General features: G+C 73.0%; 13 protein-coding genes. 11 read left to right on the top strand and 2 right to left on the bottom strand.

Annotation, left to right across the window (positions count from 1 at the left end; translation table 11 throughout):
* Nucleotides 1-311 precede the first annotated feature (311 nt).
* Nucleotides 312-3062, top strand: coding sequence for a pyruvate dehydrogenase (acetyl-transferring), homodimeric type (aceE, locus tag ACFV61_RS26895; protein ID WP_380374941.1), 2751 nt, complete (start codon nucleotides 312-314; stop codon nucleotides 3060-3062).
* A gap of 208 nt (nucleotides 3063-3270) precedes the next feature.
* Here the strand turns inward: aceE and ACFV61_RS26890 are convergent, their stop codons facing one another.
* Nucleotides 3271-4875: an MFS transporter gene (locus ACFV61_RS26890; protein WP_063347443.1), complete on the bottom strand. Its 1605-nt coding sequence runs from the start codon at nucleotides 4873-4875 to the stop codon at nucleotides 3271-3273.
* A 215-nt stretch (nucleotides 4876-5090) separates the two neighbouring features.
* Between ACFV61_RS26890 and ACFV61_RS26885 the strand changes: the two genes are divergently transcribed.
* The 9 genes from ACFV61_RS26885 to ACFV61_RS26845 all read left to right on the top strand — a co-directional run bounded on the left by ACFV61_RS26885 (nucleotide 5091) and on the right by ACFV61_RS26845 (nucleotide 16951).
* Nucleotides 5091-5780, top strand: coding sequence for a TetR family transcriptional regulator (locus ACFV61_RS26885; RefSeq protein ID WP_063347444.1), 690 nt, complete (start codon nucleotides 5091-5093; stop codon nucleotides 5778-5780).
* A 203-nt stretch (nucleotides 5781-5983) separates the two neighbouring features.
* A complete protein-coding gene (locus tag ACFV61_RS26880) occupies nucleotides 5984-7288 on the top strand; it encodes a sensor histidine kinase (protein WP_380480100.1) in 1305 nt (434 codons plus the stop codon).
* Nucleotides 7285-7959 carry a response regulator transcription factor gene (locus ACFV61_RS26875; RefSeq protein WP_063347446.1) on the top strand — a complete coding sequence of 225 codons (675 nt, stop codon included), beginning with the start codon at nucleotides 7285-7287 and terminating at the stop codon, nucleotides 7957-7959. Before ACFV61_RS26880 ends, ACFV61_RS26875 begins: the two co-directional genes overlap by 4 nt.
* A 195-nt stretch (nucleotides 7960-8154) precedes the next feature.
* On the top strand, nucleotides 8155-9282 hold the full coding sequence (locus tag ACFV61_RS26870) for an alpha/beta hydrolase (RefSeq protein WP_380494350.1): 1128 nt from the start codon (nucleotides 8155-8157) through the stop codon (nucleotides 9280-9282).
* 25 nt (nucleotides 9283-9307) lie between these two features.
* Nucleotides 9308-10537, top strand: coding sequence for an acyltransferase (locus ACFV61_RS26865; RefSeq protein ID WP_063347448.1), 1230 nt, complete (start codon nucleotides 9308-9310; stop codon nucleotides 10535-10537).
* Nucleotides 10538-10850: 313 nt separating this feature from the next.
* Nucleotides 10851-12782 carry a galactose oxidase-like domain-containing protein gene (locus tag ACFV61_RS26860; protein WP_380494348.1) on the top strand — a complete coding sequence of 644 codons (1932 nt, stop codon included), beginning with the start codon at nucleotides 10851-10853 and terminating at the stop codon, nucleotides 12780-12782.
* 39 nt (nucleotides 12783-12821) lie between these two features.
* Nucleotides 12822-15143 (top strand): Dyp-type peroxidase, encoded by a 2322-nt coding sequence (locus ACFV61_RS26855; RefSeq protein WP_380494346.1) that lies wholly within the window; start codon nucleotides 12822-12824, stop codon nucleotides 15141-15143.
* 86 nt (nucleotides 15144-15229) lie between these two features.
* The gene (locus tag ACFV61_RS26850) at nucleotides 15230-15577 is read left to right on the top strand and encodes an MmcQ/YjbR family DNA-binding protein (protein ID WP_063347451.1); all 348 of its coding nucleotides are present in this window, start codon (nucleotides 15230-15232) and stop codon (nucleotides 15575-15577) included.
* Between the two features lie 159 nt (nucleotides 15578-15736).
* Nucleotides 15737-16951: an alpha/beta hydrolase gene (locus tag ACFV61_RS26845; protein WP_244293345.1), complete on the top strand. Its 1215-nt coding sequence runs from the start codon at nucleotides 15737-15739 to the stop codon at nucleotides 16949-16951.
* A 15-nt stretch (nucleotides 16952-16966) separates the two neighbouring features.
* Here the strand turns inward: ACFV61_RS26845 and ACFV61_RS26840 are convergent, their stop codons facing one another.
* Entirely contained in the window at nucleotides 16967-17953 is a 987-nt protein-coding gene (locus ACFV61_RS26840) for a helix-turn-helix transcriptional regulator (protein WP_380494345.1), read from the bottom strand.
* A gap of 101 nt (nucleotides 17954-18054) precedes the next feature.
* Between ACFV61_RS26840 and ACFV61_RS26835 the strand changes: the two genes are divergently transcribed.
* A complete protein-coding gene (locus ACFV61_RS26835) occupies nucleotides 18055-18633 on the top strand; it encodes a TIGR03086 family metal-binding protein (protein WP_380494343.1) in 579 nt (192 codons plus the stop codon).
* The last annotated feature ends 103 nt before the right edge of the window (nucleotides 18634-18736 follow it).

The raw sequence follows: 18736 nt of genomic DNA, 5'->3' as shown, positions 1-18736 counted from the left end.
CCCTTATAACAAATTTTGTTTGTGGGGGGCCAGCTACTATTTTTTAAAGCCTCGCGGGGTTTTTTAACCTTTCGCCCCACCCCCCCGCCCCCCCCCCTGGGGGCCCCCGGGACACCAGGTCGGACCACCTCTGTACGTAGCACCCGGGGGTGTGCGGGGCGGGCGAAGTCGCCCGGACCGCGCACCGCCAGACCGTCCCGCCCACCAGGCGGAACGGTTACCGATCGGTAGAGATGACGGATCTCCGAGCGCGGTAGCACGATGGAGGCGGCGCGACACACCTCAGTTTCGACCGACAGTGAAGGAACAGCGTGGCTTCCGGATCCGATCGCAACCCGATCATCATTGGCGGCCTTCCGAGTCAGGTCCCGGACTTCGATCCCGAGGAGACCGCGGAATGGCTGGAGTCGCTTGACGCGGCCATCGACGAGCGGGGGCGCGAGCGCGCCCGCTACCTGATGCTCCGCCTGATCGAGCGCGCCCGCGAGAAGCGTGTCGCCGTGCCCGAGATGCGCAGCACGGACTACGTCAACACCATCGCGACCAAGGACGAGCCGTTCTTCCCCGGCAACGAGGAGATCGAGCGCAAGATCCTCAACGCGACCCGCTGGAACGCGGCCGTGATGGTCTCCCGGGCGCAGCGCCCGGGCATCGGCGTGGGCGGGCACATCGCCACCTTCGCCTCCTCCGCGTCGCTGTACGACGTCGGCTTCAACTACTTCTTCCGCGGCAAGGACGCCGAGGGCGAGTCCGGCGACCAGATCTTCTTCCAGGGCCACGCCTCCCCCGGCATCTACGCCCGCGCGTTCCTGCTGGACCGACTGTCCGAGCGGCAGCTCGACGCGTTCCGCCAGGAGAAGTCGAAGGCCCCGTACGGCCTGTCCAGCTACCCGCACCCGCGGCTGATGCCGGACTTCTGGGAGTTCCCGACCGTGTCCATGGGCCTCGGCCCGCTCGGCGCGATCTACCAGGCCCGGATGAACCGCTACCTGGAGCACCGCGGGATCAAGGACACCTCCGACTCGCAGGTCTACGCCTTCCTCGGCGATGGCGAGATGGACGAGCCGGAGTCGCTGGGCCAGCTGTCGCTGGCCTCGCGCGAGGGCCTCGACAACCTGACCTTCGTGGTCAACTGCAACCTGCAGCGCCTGGACGGCCCGGTCCGCGGCAACGGCAAGATCATCCAGGAGCTGGAGTCCCAGTTCCGGGGCGCCGGCTGGAACGTGATCAAGCTGGTCTGGGACCGCAGCTGGGACCCGCTGCTCGCGCAGGACCGCGACGGCGTCCTGGTCAACAAGCTGAACACCACGGTGGACGGCCAGTTCCAGACCTATGCCACCGAGACCGGCCAGTACATCCGCGAGCACTTCTTCGGCAGCGACCTGCGCCTGCGCAAGATGGTCGAGAGCATGACCGACCAGCAGGTCCAGCACCTGGGTCGCGGCGGCCACGACCACAAGAAGATCTACGCGGCGTTCAAGGCGGCCCGCGAGCACCAGGGCCAGCCGACGGTCATCCTCGCCCAGACGGTCAAGGGCTGGACGCTCGGCCCCAACTTCGAGGGCCGCAACGCCACCCACCAGATGAAGAAGCTGACGGTCGAGGACCTGAAGCGCTTCCGCGACCGGCTGCACCTGCCGATCACCGACAAGCAGCTCGACGAGGGCTACCCGCCCTACTACCACCCGGGCCGCGACTCGGAAGAGATCCAGTACATGCACGACCGCCGCAGCGAGCTGGGCGGCTACGTGCCGACCCGCAAGGTGCGCCCGCGTCAGCTGGAACTGCCCGGCGACGACGCGTACAAGGCGGTCAAGAAGGGCTCCGGCAACCAGACCATCGCCACCACCATGGCGTTCGTCCGGGTGCTCAAGGACCTCATGCGGGACAAGGGCATCGGCAACCGCTTCGTGCCGATCGCGCCCGACGAGTACCGCACCTTCGGCATGGACTCGCTCTTCCCGTCGGCGAAGATCTACAACCCGCTCGGCCAGACCTACGAGTCGGTCGACCGCGACCTGCTGCTGGCCTACAAGGAGTCGCCGACCGGCCAGATGCTGCACGACGGCATCTCCGAGGCCGGCTGCACCGCCTCGCTGATCGCCGCCGGCTCCTCCTACGCCACCCACGGCGAGCCGCTGATCCCGGTGTACGTCTTCTACTCGATGTTCGGGTTCCAGCGCACCGGCGACCAGTTCTGGCAGATGGCCGACCAGCTGGCCCGCGGCTTCGTGATCGGCGCCACCGCCGGCCGCACCACGCTGACCGGCGAGGGCCTCCAGCACGCCGACGGCCACTCGCAGCTGCTGGCCTCGACCAACCCCGGCGTCGTCGCGTACGACCCGGCGTACGGCTTCGAGATCGCGCACATCGTCCAGGACGGTCTGCGGCGGATGTACGGCACCAGTGCCGAGCACCCGCACGGCGAGGACGTGTTCTACTACATGACCGTCTACAACGAGCCGATCAAGATGCCGGCCGAGCCCGAGAACGTGGACGTCGAGGGCATCCTCAAGGGTCTGCACAAGTACGCGCCGGGCACCGCCGGCCAGATCCCGGCCCAGATCCTCGCCTCCGGCGTGGCCGTGCCGTGGGCCCTGGAGGCCCAGCGCATCCTCGCCGAGGAATGGAACGTCAAGGCCGACGTCTGGTCCGCGACCTCCTGGAACGAGCTGCGCCGCGACGCGGTGGAGGCCGAGGAGTTCAACCTGCTGCACCCCGAGGAGCAGCAGCGCGTGCCGTACGTCACCCAGAAGCTCCAGGGTGCCGAGGGCCCGGTCGTCGCCGTGTCCGACTGGATGCGCGCGGTGCCGGACCAGATCTCCCGCTGGGTGCCCGGTCAGTACCAGTCGCTCGGCGCCGACGGGTTCGGCTTCGCCGACACCCGCGGTGCGGCCCGTCGCTTCTTCCACATCGACGCGCAGTCGGTCGTCCTGGCGGTGCTCACCGAGCTCGCCAAGCAGGGCAAGGTCGACCGCAGCGCGCTGAAGGACGCGATCGACCGCTACCAGCTGCTCGACGTGGCCGCGGCCGACCCGGGCGCCGCCGGCGGCGACGCCTGATCACCCGCTAGACCCTGAAGGGCCGGGCCTCCGAGCACGGAGGTCCGGCCCTTCGGCGTACCCGGGCGCACCCGGTTGCCCCCGGGTGGTCCCACCGGCCCGCGGCGGCGGATGAGGGCACGCAGCGGCCCCGGACTCGGTCGAGTCCGGGGCCGCTGGTCGTTGGCCGCTGGCCGCTGGTCGCGCGGGGATCAGACGTGGCGCGGGATCAGATGTGGACGGCCGGGCCCGCGTCGACGGTGCCGCGGCGGGTGAGCAGGCCGAGCACCGCGGCGCCGAAGGCCACCACGGCGGCGACCGCGAAGGCGAGCGACATGCCGCTGACGAAGGAGTCGTGCACGGCCCCGGCCATCGCGTCCACCGCCTGCTGCGGGGTGCCGGCCGGGGCCGGCGGGGCGATGCCGAGCTGCGCGGCCTGCTTGAGGCCCTCGGCCTCGGCGCCCTGGACCGGCGGCAGGCCGGCCTTGGCCCAGTTGCCGGGCAGCACGTCCCCGACCTTGGCCGCCATCAGCGCGCCGAGCACCGCGGTGCCGAGGCTGCCGCCGACCTGCATCGCGGCCTGCTGGAGGCCGCCGGCCACACCGGACAGCTCCAGCGGGGCGTTGCCGACGATCACCTCGGTGGCGCCGACCATGACCGGGCTGATGCCGAGGCCCATCAGGACGAACCAGAGCGACATCACGCCGGTGCCGGAGCCCGCGTCCAGGGTGGACATGCCGAACATCGCGGTGGTGGTGATCAGCATGCCGGCCACGATCGGGATCCGCGGGCCGAGCTTGCCGATCGCGATGCCCGCCACCGGCGAACCGATGATCATCATGCCGGTCATCGGCAGCAGGTGGACGCCGGCGGACACCGGCGACATCCCGTGCACGTTCTGCAAGTAGAAGGTCACGAAGAAGATCGCGCCGAAGAACGCGAAGGCCATCAGCACCATCAGCAGGGTGCCCGCCGACAGCGGCACCGAACGGAACAGGCTGAGCGGGATCAGCGGCTCCTTCGCCCGGGCCTGCCAGAACGCGAAGAGCACCATCAGGACCACCGCGCCGCCCAGGAACAGCAGCGTGCGGGCGTCGCCCCAGCCCCACTCGGGGGCCTTGATGATGCCGAAGACCAGCGCGAACATCGCCACCGAGAGCAGCGCGATCCCGGGCAGGTCGAAGGACTTGGCGGCCTTCTCGGCCCGTACGTCCTTGAGGATCCACAGGCCGAGGCCGAGCGCGATCAGGCCGACCGGGATGTTGATGAAGAAGACCGACTCCCAGTTGACGTGCTCGACCAGCAGGCCGCCGACGATCGGGCCGGCCGCGGTGGAGGCGCCGATCACACCGCCCCAGATGCCGATCGCCATGTTGAGCTTCTCGGCCGGGAAGGCGCCGCGCAGCAGGCCGAGCGCGGCCGGCTGGAGCAGCGCGCCGAACAGGCCCTGGAGCACCCGGAAGGCGATCACGGTCTGGATGTTGCCGGCGAAGCCGATCGCGGCCGAGGTGGCGGCGAAGCCGACGGCGCCGACCAGGAAGGTGTTCTTGTGGCCGAACCGGTCGCCGATCTTGCCGGCCGTGATCAGGAAGACCGCCAGGGCCAGCAGGTAGCCGCTGGTCACCCACTGGATCTCGGAGGGCGCGGCCTTCAGGTCCGCCTGGATGACGGGGTTGGCGATGGCGACGATCGTGCCGTCCAGGGCGACCATCATCACGCCGACCGCGACGGTCAGCAGGGTCAGCCAGGGGTGCCCCTTGAGCCCTCCCCCGCCCGGTGGCGTGCGCTGCGGCGGGACGTCCGCCTTGGCGTTCTTGACGACGGACTGGCTCATCTGGGGCCCTCCGGGGGCATGGCAGAGAACGGAACGTGGGCGTGGCGCCGCGACCCACCCGTCCCCACGAGTGCCCGGTCGGCGAGCGCCACTTCCGGCAGATTATGTCAGCCACTGACATTCGGCAAACACTGACTTCTGGCTCTGGCTGACATTTGTCAGAGCGCTAAGGTTGTGCTCCTCACCCCGCCCGCACGCGCTCGGAAGGCCCCGCCATGGCCGCTCGCACCCCCACCCCCACCGCCGCCCCGGGCACCCCCGAACGGCTGCCAGGGCTTCGCGAGCGCAAGAAGCAGCAGACCAGGGACGCCCTCGTCCAGGCCGCCCACGTGCTCTTCCTCGGCCAGGGCTTCGCCCGCACCACCGTCGACGAGATCGCCTCCGCCGTCGAGGTCTCCCAGCGCACCTTCTTCCGCTACTTCGCCAACAAGGACGAGGTCGCGCTCGCCGTGATGGCCGACGCCGAGGACTACTTCATCGAGTGCCTGTGCCGCCGCCCGGCCCACGAGTCCCCGCTCCAGGCCCTGCGCGCCGCGATCGTCCAGTCCTGGCGCGAACTCGGCGCCGAACACCGCAGCGGCCCCCGCTCGATCACCACCGCCCTCGAACTGATGCGGATGATCGAGGAGACCCCCACCCTGCTCGCCACCCACCTGCGCCGGGTCACCGAGCAGGAACGGGTGGTCGTCCGGGTAATCGCCGAACGCGAGGGCCTCGACCCGGCCGAGGACCTGCGGCCCACCGTGCTCGCCGCCGTCTTCGGCAGCGTGCTGCGCGCCGCCCACCTGTCCTGGACCCCCGACCAGGAGCCCGCCGGGCCCGAGGGCATGGTCGCCGTCATCGAGCGCCACTTCGACCAGCTCGGCCCGGCCCTGGCCGGCCACTGGCGCACCGGCCCGCAGTAGCACCGGCCACGCGGTAGTACCGGCCCGCAGCAATACCGGCCCGCAGTAGTACCGGCCCGCAGTAGTACCGCGGGCACCGCTCCCGGCCCCGGAACCGTGCCGGGAGCAGTAGTACCCGGGTAGCACCCCCTACTCCGGTAGCACTCCGATGTTCGACCCCAGTGCGACGACGGGCGGTCGGCACCCTCTTAGGCTGGCCCGCGATGAAGACGATCACCACGACCGAAGTCCGCGCGCAGGCCCTCCGGCTGCTCCGCTCGCTCCGGCACCACCTCACCACCCCGACCGGCGGGTCCACCCCGCTGCTCGGGGACTCGCCCCGGGCCTGGCTGCGCCGACTGCCGTACGTCGTCGCGCTGATCATGCAGGCCTCGCTGATCCCCACCGGGATCGTCGCCCTGGTCGACTTCTACGGCGTCGCCGTGCCCATCGCCGGCGCGCTCACCATCGCCCAGACCGCGCCGCTGCTGCTCGCCATCACCCGGCCGCTGGCCGCCTGGTGGATCAGCGCGGCCACCCTCGTCACCACGGCCTCCATCACCGCCCGGCACCACCAGCTCGGCGGCACCTGGCCGTGGACGGCGCCGATGATCCTGGCGTACGTCTTCCTGCTGATCGCGCTCGCGCTGCGGGAGAGCCGGGCCACCCTGATCGCGGTCTGGATCGCCACGATCCTGCTCACCCTCCTCACCACCACGCTCGGCTTCCCGCACGCCGACGACGGCACCACCATGCTGCTGGTCGCCCTCGGCGGCGCCGCCCTGCTGCTCGGCTGGGCCGTCCAGGACCGCGCCGAGGCCCGCCGGCTGCTCGCCGAACAGGAGCACATCAGTGAGGCCGAACGCGAGCGGCGCACCCTGCTGGAGGAGCGCGCCCGGATCGCGAGGGAACTGCACGACGTGGTCGCCCACCACATGTCGGTGATCGCCGTGCAGGCGGCCAGCGCGCCGTACCGGATCACCGGCGTACCGGCCGCGGCCACCGAGGAGTTCACCGCCATCGCCGGCACCGCCCGCGAGTCGCTGACCGAGATGCGCCGACTGCTGGGCGTGCTGCGCAGCGAGGAGTCCGCCGCCGAGAAGGTGCCGCAGCCCGGGATCGAGCAACTGCCGCAGCTGATCGAGACGGTGGGACGGGCCGGGGTCCCGGCCGAACTGACGGTGGATCCGGGGCTGGCCGAGGCGGTGCCGAAGGCGGTCGCCCTGTCCGCGTACCGGATCGTGCAGGAGGCGCTGGCCAACGTGGTGCGCCACGCGCCCGGCTCGCGGGCCCGGATATCCCTGGTCGACGAGGGCGCCACCCTGCTGCTGACCGTGGTGAACACGCCCCCGCCCCAGCACACCGAGTCGCTGGAGGCCTCCATGGAGGGCACCGGACAGGGACTGATCGGAATGCGGGAACGCGCCCGGCTGGTCGGTGGCAGGCTGGAGACCGGCCCGATGCCGGACGGCGGCTACAAGGTCGCCGCCGTCCTGCCCCTCGAAACCCCCCGGGAGAAGCCCGCATGACCATCCGCGTGATCATCGTCGACGACCAGGCCATGGTGCGGGCCGGCTTCGCCGCCCTGCTCAACGCCCAGAGCGACATCGACGTGGTGGGGGACGCGGCCGACGGCGCGCAGGCCCTGGAGGTGAGCGGCCGCACCCACCCGGACCTGGTGCTGATGGACGTCCGCATGCCCGTCATGGACGGCCTGGAGGCCGCCCGCCGACTGCTCGACCCCGCCGTCCCCGGCGCGCACCGGCCCAAGGTGATGATGCTGACCACCTTCGACGTGGACGACTACGTGTACGAGGCGCTGCGCGCCGGGGCCAGCGGCTTCCTGCTCAAGGACGCCCCGCCGGCCGACCTGATCTCCGCGGTCCGGGTGGTCTCGGCCGGCGAGGCGCTGCTCGCCCCCTCGGTGACCCGCCGGCTGATCGAGGACTTCGCCCGCAACCGGCCGGCCCGGCGGCGCGACCCCAAACTGCGGCTCAACGGCCTCACCCCGCGTGAGACCGAGGTGCTGGAGCTGATCGCCCGCGGCCTGTCCAACCAGGAGATAGCCGGCCGGCTGGTCCTGGCCGAGCAGACCGTCAAGACCCACATCGGGCGCATCCTCGCCAAGCTCGACCTGCGCGACCGCGCCCAGGCCGTCGTCCTCGCCTACGAGTCCGGCCTCGTGACGCCCGGCCAGTGACGCCGGTCCGGTGACCCTCGGCGGGTCCAGCCCGACGGCTCCGGTCCGGAGACACCCCCCGTGGTACCCCGAGCGATACCCCGAGTAGTACCCCGGTAGCACCCGGGAGTTGGCCCCGCGGTGTGACGTCCGCGGGGCCGTCGCATTTCTACCTTCCTTTCCGTCGAAGTCGAACGGATCAGGGAGGGGCCGGACATGGGGAAGTTTCGGGTCAAGAGAGCCATCGCGGCCAGTACGGTGATGCTGGCCGCGGTGCTCGGTCTCGGCGGCTTCTCCACGGACGCCCAACAGGCCGTCACCGGCCCGCCGCCGGGCAGCGCAGCCTGGGTGGCCGACACCGCGCTCGGCCTCCACCCGCCCGACCCGGCCACCGCCACCCCGGCCGAAGTCGCCGCGTTCTTCGCCGAGTTGACGCCCGCGCAGCAGGACGCGCTGGCCGTCCGGCACCCGCTGGTGGTCGGCAACCTGGACGGCGCCCCGGTCCAACTCCGGTACCGGGCCAACACCCTGGCCCTCACCGCGGAGCTCGGCCGCGAACTCGCCCGGGCCACCGACCCTGCGCTCACCCCGCAGGACCACGAGCAGGCCCGCACCCGCGCCGAGCGCTACCGCGCCCTGCTGGACGGCGACCGCCGGATCCTCGTCTTCGACCCGCGCGATCGCGGCGAGGTCGCCGAGGTCTTCGGCGACCTCGCCACCGCCCGCCACACCGCCGTCGTCGTCCCCGGCTCGGACAACGACCTGGAGAACTTCGACCGCTCCCCCGGCTCGTACGGCACCCCCGCCGGCATGGCCCGCTCGCTCCACCGGGCCACCGACCGGCAGAGCGCCGTGATCGCCTGGACCGGCTACACCACCCCGGTCGGGATCGGCCTGGGCGCCGCCACCGAGGACCTGGCCCGGGCCGGGGCCACGCGGCTCACCCGGCTGCTCGACGGACTCGCCGTCACCACCCGCCCGCAGGCCCCGGCCACGGTGTTCTGCCACAGCTACGGCTCGGTGGTCTGCGGGCTGGCCCGCCCCGGGCCCGACCAGGCCTCCGGCGTGGTCGTCCTCGGCTCGCCCGGGATGGGCGTCGGCTCGGCCGCCGCCCTCGACCCGCGCGTCCCGCTCTGGGCCACCGCCCGCAACGACTCCGACTGGATCGGCCGGGTCCCCTACGTCTCGGTGCTCGGCCTCGGCCACGGCGCCGACCCGACCGCCCCCGGCTTCGGCGCCCACCCGCTGCCCGCCACCGGATCCGAGGGCCACGCCGGCTACTTCGCCCCCGGCACCGCCTCGCTCACCGCCTTCGCCGCCATCGCCCTCGGCCTCGACCGCTGACCGCCTCACCGAAAGGAGCACCGCCATGGCCCACCCGCTGACCGCCCTGCGCCGCGCCGCCCACCAGGTCGACGCCCGCACCCCCGAGACCCGCGACCGCGCCCTGGACGGGCTGCGCGCCCTCGCCCTGCTCGCCGTACCGGTCGGGCACTGGCTGCTCGGCGGCTTCACGCTCTCCGCCGACGGCGCCCTGCACAACGCGAGCCCGCTCTCCTCGCTCGGCGGCCTCGCCCCGATCAGCTGGGTGCTCCAGATGCTCGGGGTGTTCTTCCTGGTCGGCGGCCACTCCTCGGTCCAGTCGCTGGAGCGGGCCCGGGCCAAGGGCGTGACGTACCTGGGCTGGCTGCGCGGCCGGTCGGTGCGGCTGCTGCGCCCGGTGCTGGGGGTGACGGCCGTCTGGGCGCTGCTGATCGCGCTGCTGCCCGCGCTCGGCGTCCCCGGGGACACCGTGCGGACCGGCGCGACGCTGGTGGTGCAGCCGCTCTGGTACATCGCGGTCTACCTGGGGCTGACCGCGCTCACCCCGCTGTGCGTGGCGGCCGGGCGCCGGCTGGGCGGCTGGTCGGCGGGCGTCCTGGTGGCCGCCGTCGCCGCCGTCGACCTGCTGCGGTACGGGCCGTGGGCGGAGGCGGTGCCGTCCTGGGTCGGGCTGTTGAACATCCTGCCGGGCTGGCTGTTCGGCTACCAGCTGGGCGTGCTGTGGGCGCAGGGCCGGCTCGGCCGCCCGGTGGCCCGGGTGCTGCTGGTCGGCGGCGGCGCGCTGTTCGCCACGCTGCTGCTGGCGTTCCACTACCCGGCCAGCATGGTCGGGGTGCCCGGGATGGAGCGGACCAACTCGCACCCGCCGTCCCTGCTGGTGCTGGCCCTGGCGGCGACGCAGTGCGGCGCCGCGGTGCTGCTGCGGGATCGGCTGGGCCGGCTGCTGACCCGCCGTCCGCTGCTGTGGCTGCCGGTGGTGGCGGTCAACCTCTCGGCGATGACGATCTTCTGCTGGCACCAGAGCGCGATGCTCGCGGTGGCGGTGCCCGGCGCGGCCGGCCTGGGCGCCGTGCCGGGGCTGACCACCGCGCCGGACTCGATCGGCTGGGTGGCCGCCCGGGTGGCGCTGCTTCCGCTGTTCGGGGCCGTGCTGGTGGCGATCGGGTGGTTCACCCGGCGGTTCGACGGGCCGTGGACGGCCTTCTCCCGGGCCGGGAAGGCGCTGGCCGCGGCGGGTGCGGCGCTGTTCGCCGCGTACGCGCTGGGCATGGTGTGACCTGCGCCGGAGAGTGAGGCACCGGAGGGGGGGGGGCGCGACCGGGAGCCCCGCGACCCGCCGGCGGGGCGCGCACCACACCCCCCGCACCGCGCGCCCCGCCGCCCCCCCCCCCCCCGGCCGTTCCGGGACCGATCCACGGCCACTCCGGGGCCGCCCGTCGCGGGGGTCCGCAGCGAATGCATCCGCATGCGAACCACCACGCACTGTGATCTCCTGTGACGGTCGGCGACCATCGCTGGACCGCGCCCGCCCACGGCCCGTCCGTCCGCATTCGCCACCCTCCCCGCCCACCCCCTCCCCGAGGAGATCCATGTCCCCGTCCGCACCGCAGCCACGGCGCCGGGCCCGCCGCCGGCTGTCGGCCACCGCCGTGGTCTGCGCGGTGACCACCGGCACCCTGCTCGCCGCCGTCGGCCCGGCCGCCGCCCACGGCGGCCCGGCCACCCCCGGCCAGAACGACCTCACCCCGCACATCGCCTCCCCCCGGGTGATGGCCGAGATGCGGGACGACGAGGTCGCCGCGCTCGGCCCCGAGCACGCCGAGGAGCACGCCCGGGCCCGCGCCGCCATCCGCGGCATCGGCGACTACCCGCAGACCACCCGCACCAACCGGTACAACGCGCTGACGGCCTCCCAGGCCAGCACCAACGCCGGCTTCGACCCGGCGGTGTTCGGCACGTTCAAGGAGTACTTCTCCTCCCCCGACTTCGGCGACCACGTCGCGCTGCTGCCGACCGGCAAGGTGCTGCTGTTCTCCTTCGAGCGGATCGAGTCCAACCCGGAGAAGGAACCCGCCCCCACCCAGACCACCGGCAAGGAGAACGCCGGCCGGGCCTTCCTCTGGGACCCGGCCAAGGGCACCGGCAAGGACGCCTTCAAGCAGGTCACCCCGCCGGTCTCCGACATGCCGGACGGCCTCAACGAGCCCCGCCCGGTGCCGTTCTTCTGCTCCGGCCACTCCTTCCTGCCCAACGGCATGCTCGGCGTCTTCGGCGGGAACCTCGGCGGCAACGGCGGCACCGGCGCCAAGCTGTCGCTGGTCTTCGACCCGTGGACCGAGACCTGGACCCGCAACCCCGACATGTCGGTCGGCCGCTGGTACCCCTCGGTGGTGACCGGCGCCGACGGCCGGCAGCTGATCATGTCCGGCCAGTCCGAACTCGGCCACGGCACCCCGACCCCGGTGGTCGAGCGCTTCCCCGCCAAGGGCTTCCCCGTCCCCCAGGGCAAGAACGACACCCCGAAGAACACCCCCGTGGAGCGCTTCAAGGCCGACGCCCCGTTCACCACGGACTACCCGCACCTGTTCTCGCTCAACGACGGCAACGTCTACGGCTTCGGCCGCCAGCCCACCGAGCAGTGGAGGTTCGACCCGGTCGCCGAGTCCCGCAGCGACCTCACCGCCCGCCCGGACGGCCGCCCGCGCAACTACGGCTCCGCCGTCATGCTGCCCGGCGGCGTCAACGGCCCGGACTCCGCCCTGATCCTCGGCGGCGACCGCGACAACCCGAGCACCCTGCGCTTCTCCAACGGCAGTTGGACCGCCGAGAAGTCCCGCGCCTTCGGCCGCACCCAGGACGACACCCTCCTGCTGCCCAACGGCCGGCTGATGACCGTCAACGGCGCGTACGACATCCGCGACTACGGCAACGGCCCGTACAACCCCAACGCCGACCTCAAGTACCGCCAGGTCGAACTGCGCGACGACCAGGGCAACTGGAAGCTCGGCCCGGTCCAGCGGCTCCCGCGCGGCTACCACTCCAACGCCGTGGTCCTGCCCGACGGGCGCGTGATGGTGACCGGCGACGAGCTCCAGCAGCTCGCCAACAACCCGGACGTCAACGGCACGGTGAGCGGCATCCCCGGCACGACGGGGCCCGTCACCATGAACGGCACCATCGAGATCTACGAGCCCGCCTACCTGAACCAGGGCAACCGGCCCCAGCTGGACCGGGCGCCGACCACCCCGGTCGGCTACGACAAGAAGTTCACCGTCACCAGCACCACCCCGGGGCTCGCCGCCAAGGCCGTCCTGCTGGCGCCGACCACCTCGACCCACTCGGTCAACACCAGCCAGCGCCACATCGAGCTGCGGCTCACCAGCCGGGCCGGCAACCGGCTGGAGTTCCAGGCCCCGCCGGACGCCAAGGCCGCGCCGCCCGGCTGGTACATGCTCTTCCTGCTCAACGACCAGGGCGTGCCCAGCGTCGCGCAGTGGGTCCAGCTCAGCTCCTCGGCCTGATCCCCGAACCGCCCCCCCCAGCGAAGGAAAGACCCACCCATGAGCACCCCCACGGCCACCGACCTGCGGCTGCGCCAGAGCGACGAGATCCAGGGCGACATCCTGGCCGGCTTCCGGAAGGACAACGTCAGCGTCCTGTTCCTCAAGTTCGAGGACGCGGCGCGCGCCCGCGACTGGCTGCGCCGGCTGGTCCCGCAGATCGCCACCACCCGCCAGGTCGCCACGTTCAACGATGCGTTCAGCGAGGCCAGGAGCGCCTCCGGCGGCGACGACCCCAAGTCGCTGACGGCCACCTGGCTGGGCGTCAGCTTCACCTACGAGGGCATGCGGATGCTCTCCGCCACCGACCCGTTCGCGCAGGCCCCGCCGATCGGCAGCGGCCTGGAGGCGTTCAAGGAGGGCTCGGCGCAGCGGGCCGGCGCACTCGGCGACAGCGGCGACAACTCCCCGGAGAACTGGCTGTTCGGCAACGGCAGGAACCAGCCGGTCCACGCGCTGCTGAAGATCTCCGCGGACAGCGAGAAGGACCTCCAGGCGGCCATCGAGGCCCAGCGCATCGCGGCCGCCGAGGCCCGGGTCCTGATCGCCTACCAGCAGAACGCCCAGACCCTGCTGGGCAGCCGCCGCGGCAAGGAGCACTTCGGTTTCAAGGACGGCATCAGCGAGCCCGGCGTGCGCTTCTTCGACCGGCCTGACCCGAACAACCCGGACGAGGTCGAGGGCCACCGGGGCACCCGGATCATCCCGGCCGGCGAGTTCATCTGCGGCGAGGACAACGACCCGTTCAGCTTCCCCAAGGACCAGTACCCGGACTGGACGCGCAACGGCTCCTTCCAGGTGGTCCGCCGGCTCGCCCAGGACGTCCCCGGCTGGTGGTCGCAGGTCTCGGTCAAGCTCCAGGAGCTGCGACTCGCCAAGGCCGTTCCGGACAACGCCACCACCGAGTGGCTGGCCGCCCGGATGGTCGGCCGCTGGCGCTCCGGCGCCCCGGTCTGCAAGCACCAGGACCGGGACACCCCGAACGACCCGACCTCGTCCAACGACAACGACTTCGACTTCCGGGACGACCTGGAGGGCCTGGTCACGCCGCTCTGGTCGCACCTGCGCAAGACCAGCCCGCGCGCCGCCCTCCAGGAGGACCCGAGCCACCCGCCGTTCGACCCGAACGCCCTCGACGGCCGTCGGATCATGCGCCGCGGCACCCCGTACGGCTCGCCGTTCGACCCGGCCTCGGAGGGCCCGGGCGGCCCCGACGACCCGCGCGGCCTGCTGTTCATCTGCTACCAGGCGGACATCGCCCGGCAGTTCGAGTTCATCCAGGCCGACTGGATGGACCAGCCGGACTTCCCGCCCAAGCGCAACCCGGTGCCCGGCAAGGACCCGGTCACCCAGGAGGCCCCGGACGTCGACTTCGAGAGCCGGGATCCGGACGGCACGGTCAAGCACACCCTGCTGAGCTTCCAGCAGTTCGTCCGGACCACCGGCTCGGTGTACGCCTTCATGCCGTCCGTCAGCACCCTGAAGGCGCTCTGCGACGGGCGGCTCACCGGCGGATCCGGCCAGACCACCGGGCAGACCCAGCAGGGTGGCGGCGGCCAGGCCGCCTCCGGCAAGGCGTACCCCTGCGACGAGTTCCTCGCCGTGCCGGACCAGCAGCGCAGGGGCGGCCAGAGCCAGTACTGGGTGTTCCACGCCGACCGGTGCCGCCGGATCTCGGTGGCCGACGGCTCCTCCCACACCGACCGTATGGTCGACGGCGACACCGGGCTGACGGCCTGGACGTGTCTGCAGGGCGTCGGGCGGGTCGACTGCGTCCTGCCGATGCCCGACCTCCAGAACCCGGACGGCAAGAGCTGGTACTGGGTGTTCCACAGCACCGCCGGCCGCCAGCAGTACCGGGCCGTCTCGATCACCTGCGGCGGCGGATCCACGACCAGCGCCGTGGAGCGCCAGGACCGCGACCTCGGCGCCTGGAACTCGCTGGGCGGCGTCGACCGGATGGACTGCTTCCTGCCCGTCCCCGACCAGCAGCGGGTCGGCGGCAAGAGCTGGTACTGGGCGTTCCACACCACCGGCGGCCGCCAGCGCTACCGGCTGATCTCGGTGGCCGACGGCGCCGCGCACACCGACGTGTGCGAGCGCACCGACCGCGAACTCTCCCAGTGGGGCTCGCTGAACGGCCTGAGCCGGGTGGACTGCTTCCTGCCCGTCCCGGACTGCCAGCGGGTCGGCGGCCGGAGCGAGTTCTGGTGCTTCTCCGGCCAGAGCTACCGCCGGATCTCGATCGCCGACGGCAGCGGCCACCCGGACCGGCTGGTCTCCGGCGACCGTTCCTGCGACGCCTGGTCCTCGCTGCTCTGACCCGCCCGGCCCGGGCCACCCGCCCCCCGGTGCGCCCCGCGTGCACCGGGGGGCGCGCTGTCGGTCCCCTGCCCTACGCTGCGGGCATGGTGACGTTCGAGGAGTTCCGCGCGATGGCGCTCGCCCTGCCGGAGGCCGCACAGGAGCCGACCTGGGACATCGAGACCCTGCGGATCCGCGGCCGGATCTTCGCGATGGGCGCGCCCGGGGGCCGTTCCGTCACCGTCAAGGCCTCCCCCGAGGACCAGGCCGAACTGCTCGCCGCCGAGCCCGAGGTGTTCTCCAGCGCGCCGTACGTCGGGCGGCACGGCTGGGTGAGCGTCCAGCTGGACCTGGTCGATCCGGAGGAGCTGCGCGACCTCGTCGTCGAGGCCTGGCGGCGCACGGCGCCCAAGCGGATGGTGCGCGAATTCGACGTGCGGGCCACTCTGTGACGCTGAAACGACACCGCCGGTTCATGTGAGCCATCCCACAGTTTGGGCGGGCGCGTCACCTCTCCGGGCACCCTACGCTTGCGCAGGGAAGCAGGCAGTCTCATCGCACCTCCGGGCACCGCCCGAGAAACGGTGACGGGCCCTAAGGGAGTTGGTGCGGTGCGCAACCGTCGGCGCTGGAAGCGGGTACTGATCGGGGCGTTCGCGGGCTGTGCCGTGCTCGCCGACGCCGGCGCCGCGGCGGCCCAGGCGGCCGCCTCCACCGAGCAGCTGGCGATCTCCACACCCCCGGCCGGCAGCGCCGCCTGGGTCCAGGACCACAGCTTCGACCGCACCCTGCCCGACCCGGCCACCACCACCCCGGCCGCTGCCGCCGCGTTCTTCGCCTCGCTCGCCCCCACCGAGCTGGACCGGCTGATCCGGGACTACCCGCTGGTCGTCGGCAACTTCGACGGCGCCCCGCTGGACCTGCGCTACCGCGCCAACAAGATCGCGCTGGCCGCCGAACGCGACAGCGCCCGGGCCCGCGCCGCCGACCACAAGCTCGACGCCGACACCCGCGAGCTGGCCGTCTCCCGCGCCAACGACGTCGAGCACCTGCTCGGCCCCGACCGGCAGATCCTCGCCTTCGACCCGCGCGGCCGCGGCCTGATCACCGAGGTGTGGGGCGACCTCGCCGACGCCGAGCGGATCTCCGTCGTCGTCCCCGGCTCGGACGCCGACCTCGGCCACTTCGACCAGGCCCCCGAACCGCTGCGTTCCCCGGCCGGCATGGCCCGCGCCCTGCACACCGAGGAGCAGCGGCAGGCGCCGAACACCCGCACCGCGGTGATCGCCTGGACCGGCTACGTCACCCCGTCCGGCCTCGGCCCGGACGCCGTCACCTCCCGGCTCGCCGACGTCGGCGCGCCCCGGCTGCAGCGGCTGCTCGCCGGGCTCAAGGAGACCACCCGGCCGGACGCACCCCCGGCCCTGCTCTGCCACTCGTACGGCTCCGTGGTCTGCGGCAACGCCGCCCCCGAGATCCCGCGCGCGGCCGCCTCGCCCTCCGACACCTCCGGGATCACCGACCTGATGGTGTTCGGCAGCCCCGGCATGGGCGTGCAGAGCACCAGCGAGCTGGGCACCGGCGTGCACGTCTGGGCCACCCGCAACCCCACCGACTGGATCGGCAACGTCCCGTACCTGGAGGTCGGCGGCCTCGGCCACGGCGCCGACCCGACCGCCGGCGGCTTCGGCGCCGAGCAGATCTCCTCGGCCCGAGCGGCCGGCCACAACGGCTACTTCACCGAGGGCACCGACAGCCTGCACAACTTCGCGGCGATCTCGCTCGGCCACTACCAGGACGTCGTCCGCCCCGCCCCGAACTCCTAGGGTCTGTCCGGCGGATCACTGGTCCTGGTACAGCCGCAGGGCGTCCGCCGCCGCCCGGGCCAGCTCGCGGCGGGCCGCGAGCGGGGCCAGCACCTCGACGTCCGCGCCGAAGGCGAGCAGCGCACGGACGGCCGCCGGCGCCGGGAAGACCATCGCCACCTCGACCCACTCCTCGGCCGGCCCGGCGCCCGCCTCCGGCGGCGGCGCGGTGACCCGGCCGCCGTGGATGCGGACGAACATGTCCAGCCGCCCGCGCCGCACCCGCACCCGGACCGGCAGCTCCTTCGGCAGCCGCTCCACCTGCTCGCGCAGCACCGCCCAGGCGTCCCCGAGCCCCACCCCGGCGCGGCGGCGCACCGCCTCGTCGGTGGTCTCGGCGGCCAGCACCCGGTCGGCCCGGAACAGCCGGGGCTCGCCGTGCAGATCGGCCACCAGGTACCAGACCGCGGCCTTGCTCACCAGCCCGTACGGGTCCACGGTGTACTCCACCGGCGCCGGCGTGCCGCTGTGCCGGTAGCTCAGCCGCAGCCGCCGGTCGGCGAACACCGCGTACTGCAGCTCGCCCAGTTCGGGGCCGGCCGCGGCGCCGGCCGCCGGGCCGCTCTGCAGCCAGCGGGCCGGGTCGACCAGGATCCGCTCGGTGATCCGCTCGGCGGCCGGGCGGTGCGGGGCCGGCAGCGCGGCCATCACCTTGCGCAGCGCCGAGCCGAGCGCGCCGTCCAGCCCGAGGTCGCTGTGCGCGCCCTGGGCGGAGAGCACGAACAGCGCCCGGGCCTCGTCCGCGGTCAGTCCGGTGACGTCGGTGCGGTAGCCGGGCAGCAGGCTGATGCCGCCGTGGCGGCCGCGTTCGGTGAACACCGGCACGCCGGCGGCGGAGAGCGACTCCACGTCGCGGTAGATGGTGCGGACGGACACCTCCAGGCGCCCGGCCAGTTCGGTGGCGGGCACCCGGCCTCGGGTCTGGAGCAGGAGCAGGATGGAGAGCAGGCGGTCGGCCTTCATGGCAGCAGAATCCCAGCAATCCTGACGGCGGTTGTCAGGTTTTACTGGGAGATTGCCGTTCGAGCCCGAAAGCCCGCACCACCCCAGGGAGCTGATTCCACGTGAACTCCGTCCAGGACGCCCGCCCGCAGTACCTGCTCGCCCTCGGCCAGTTGGAGAAGCTGTTCGCCGAGATCACCCCGGACGCCCTCGACCGGCCCACCCCGTGCAGCGCGTTCGCGCTGCGGGAGCTGCTGAGCCACGTGGTCGGCGGCATCCACCGGTTCGCTTACCTGGGCGAGGGCGGCCGGGCCGAGGACGTCGTCGCCGCCACCGGGGACCTGGCGGACGACGCCTGGCCGGGCGCGCTGGACCGGGCCCGCGCCCGGGCCGCCGCGGCCTGGGCGGACGACGCCGCGCTGGACCGCCCGGCCCACGCGCCCTGGGGCGTGGTGCCCGGCCGGATCGCGGTCGGCGGCTACCTGATGGAGACGGTCGCGCACACCTGGGACATCTCCCGGGCGCTCGGCTCCCGGCAGCCGCTGGACGACGCGCTGGCGCACGCCGCGCTGGCCGTCGCCCAGGCCGTCCTGTCGGCCGAGCACCGCGGCGGGGCGGTCCCGTTCGGCGAGGTGCGGCCGGTCGCCCCGGACGCCGACGTGCACACCCGGCTGGCCGCCTGGCTCGGCCGGGAGGTCTGAGCAGGCGCCCGGGACGGGGGGGGCCGCCCCGCCCGCCCCCGCGCGGGGCGCGCGACCCCCCCGCGGGCCCCCCACGACTCGCTGTCCCCGGACATCCCGAACG

The sequence above is a fragment of the Kitasatospora sp. NPDC059817 genome, assembly GCF_042731835.1.
Lineage (GTDB): Bacteria > Actinomycetota > Actinomycetes > Streptomycetales > Streptomycetaceae > Kitasatospora.
The sequence above is the reverse complement of the archived record's forward strand: the minus strand, read 5'-3'. Positions and strand labels throughout refer to the sequence as shown.

Bases quoted from the DNA above. Each gene is read 5' to 3' on its own strand.
- ACFV61_RS26890 (WP_063347443.1), bottom strand. From the start codon at position 4,875: ATGAGCCAGTCCGTCGTCAAGAACGCCAAGGCGGACGTCCCGCCGCAG.
- ACFV61_RS26885 (WP_063347444.1), top strand. From the start codon at position 5,091: ATGGCCGCTCGCACCCCCACCCCCACCGCCGCCCCGGGCACCCCCGAA.
- ACFV61_RS26880 (WP_380480100.1), top strand. From the start codon at position 5,984: ATGAAGACGATCACCACGACCGAAGTCCGCGCGCAGGCCCTCCGGCTG.
- ACFV61_RS26875 (WP_063347446.1), top strand. From the start codon at position 7,285: ATGACCATCCGCGTGATCATCGTCGACGACCAGGCCATGGTGCGGGCC.
- ACFV61_RS26870 (WP_380494350.1), top strand. From the start codon at position 8,155: ATGGGGAAGTTTCGGGTCAAGAGAGCCATCGCGGCCAGTACGGTGATG.
- ACFV61_RS26865 (WP_063347448.1), top strand. From the start codon at position 9,308: ATGGCCCACCCGCTGACCGCCCTGCGCCGCGCCGCCCACCAGGTCGAC.
- ACFV61_RS26860 (WP_380494348.1), top strand. From the start codon at position 10,851: ATGTCCCCGTCCGCACCGCAGCCACGGCGCCGGGCCCGCCGCCGGCTG.
- ACFV61_RS26855 (WP_380494346.1), top strand. From the start codon at position 12,822: ATGAGCACCCCCACGGCCACCGACCTGCGGCTGCGCCAGAGCGACGAG.
- ACFV61_RS26850 (WP_063347451.1), top strand. From the start codon at position 15,230: ATGGTGACGTTCGAGGAGTTCCGCGCGATGGCGCTCGCCCTGCCGGAG.
- ACFV61_RS26840 (WP_380494345.1), bottom strand. From the start codon at position 17,953: ATGAAGGCCGACCGCCTGCTCTCCATCCTGCTCCTGCTCCAGACCCGA.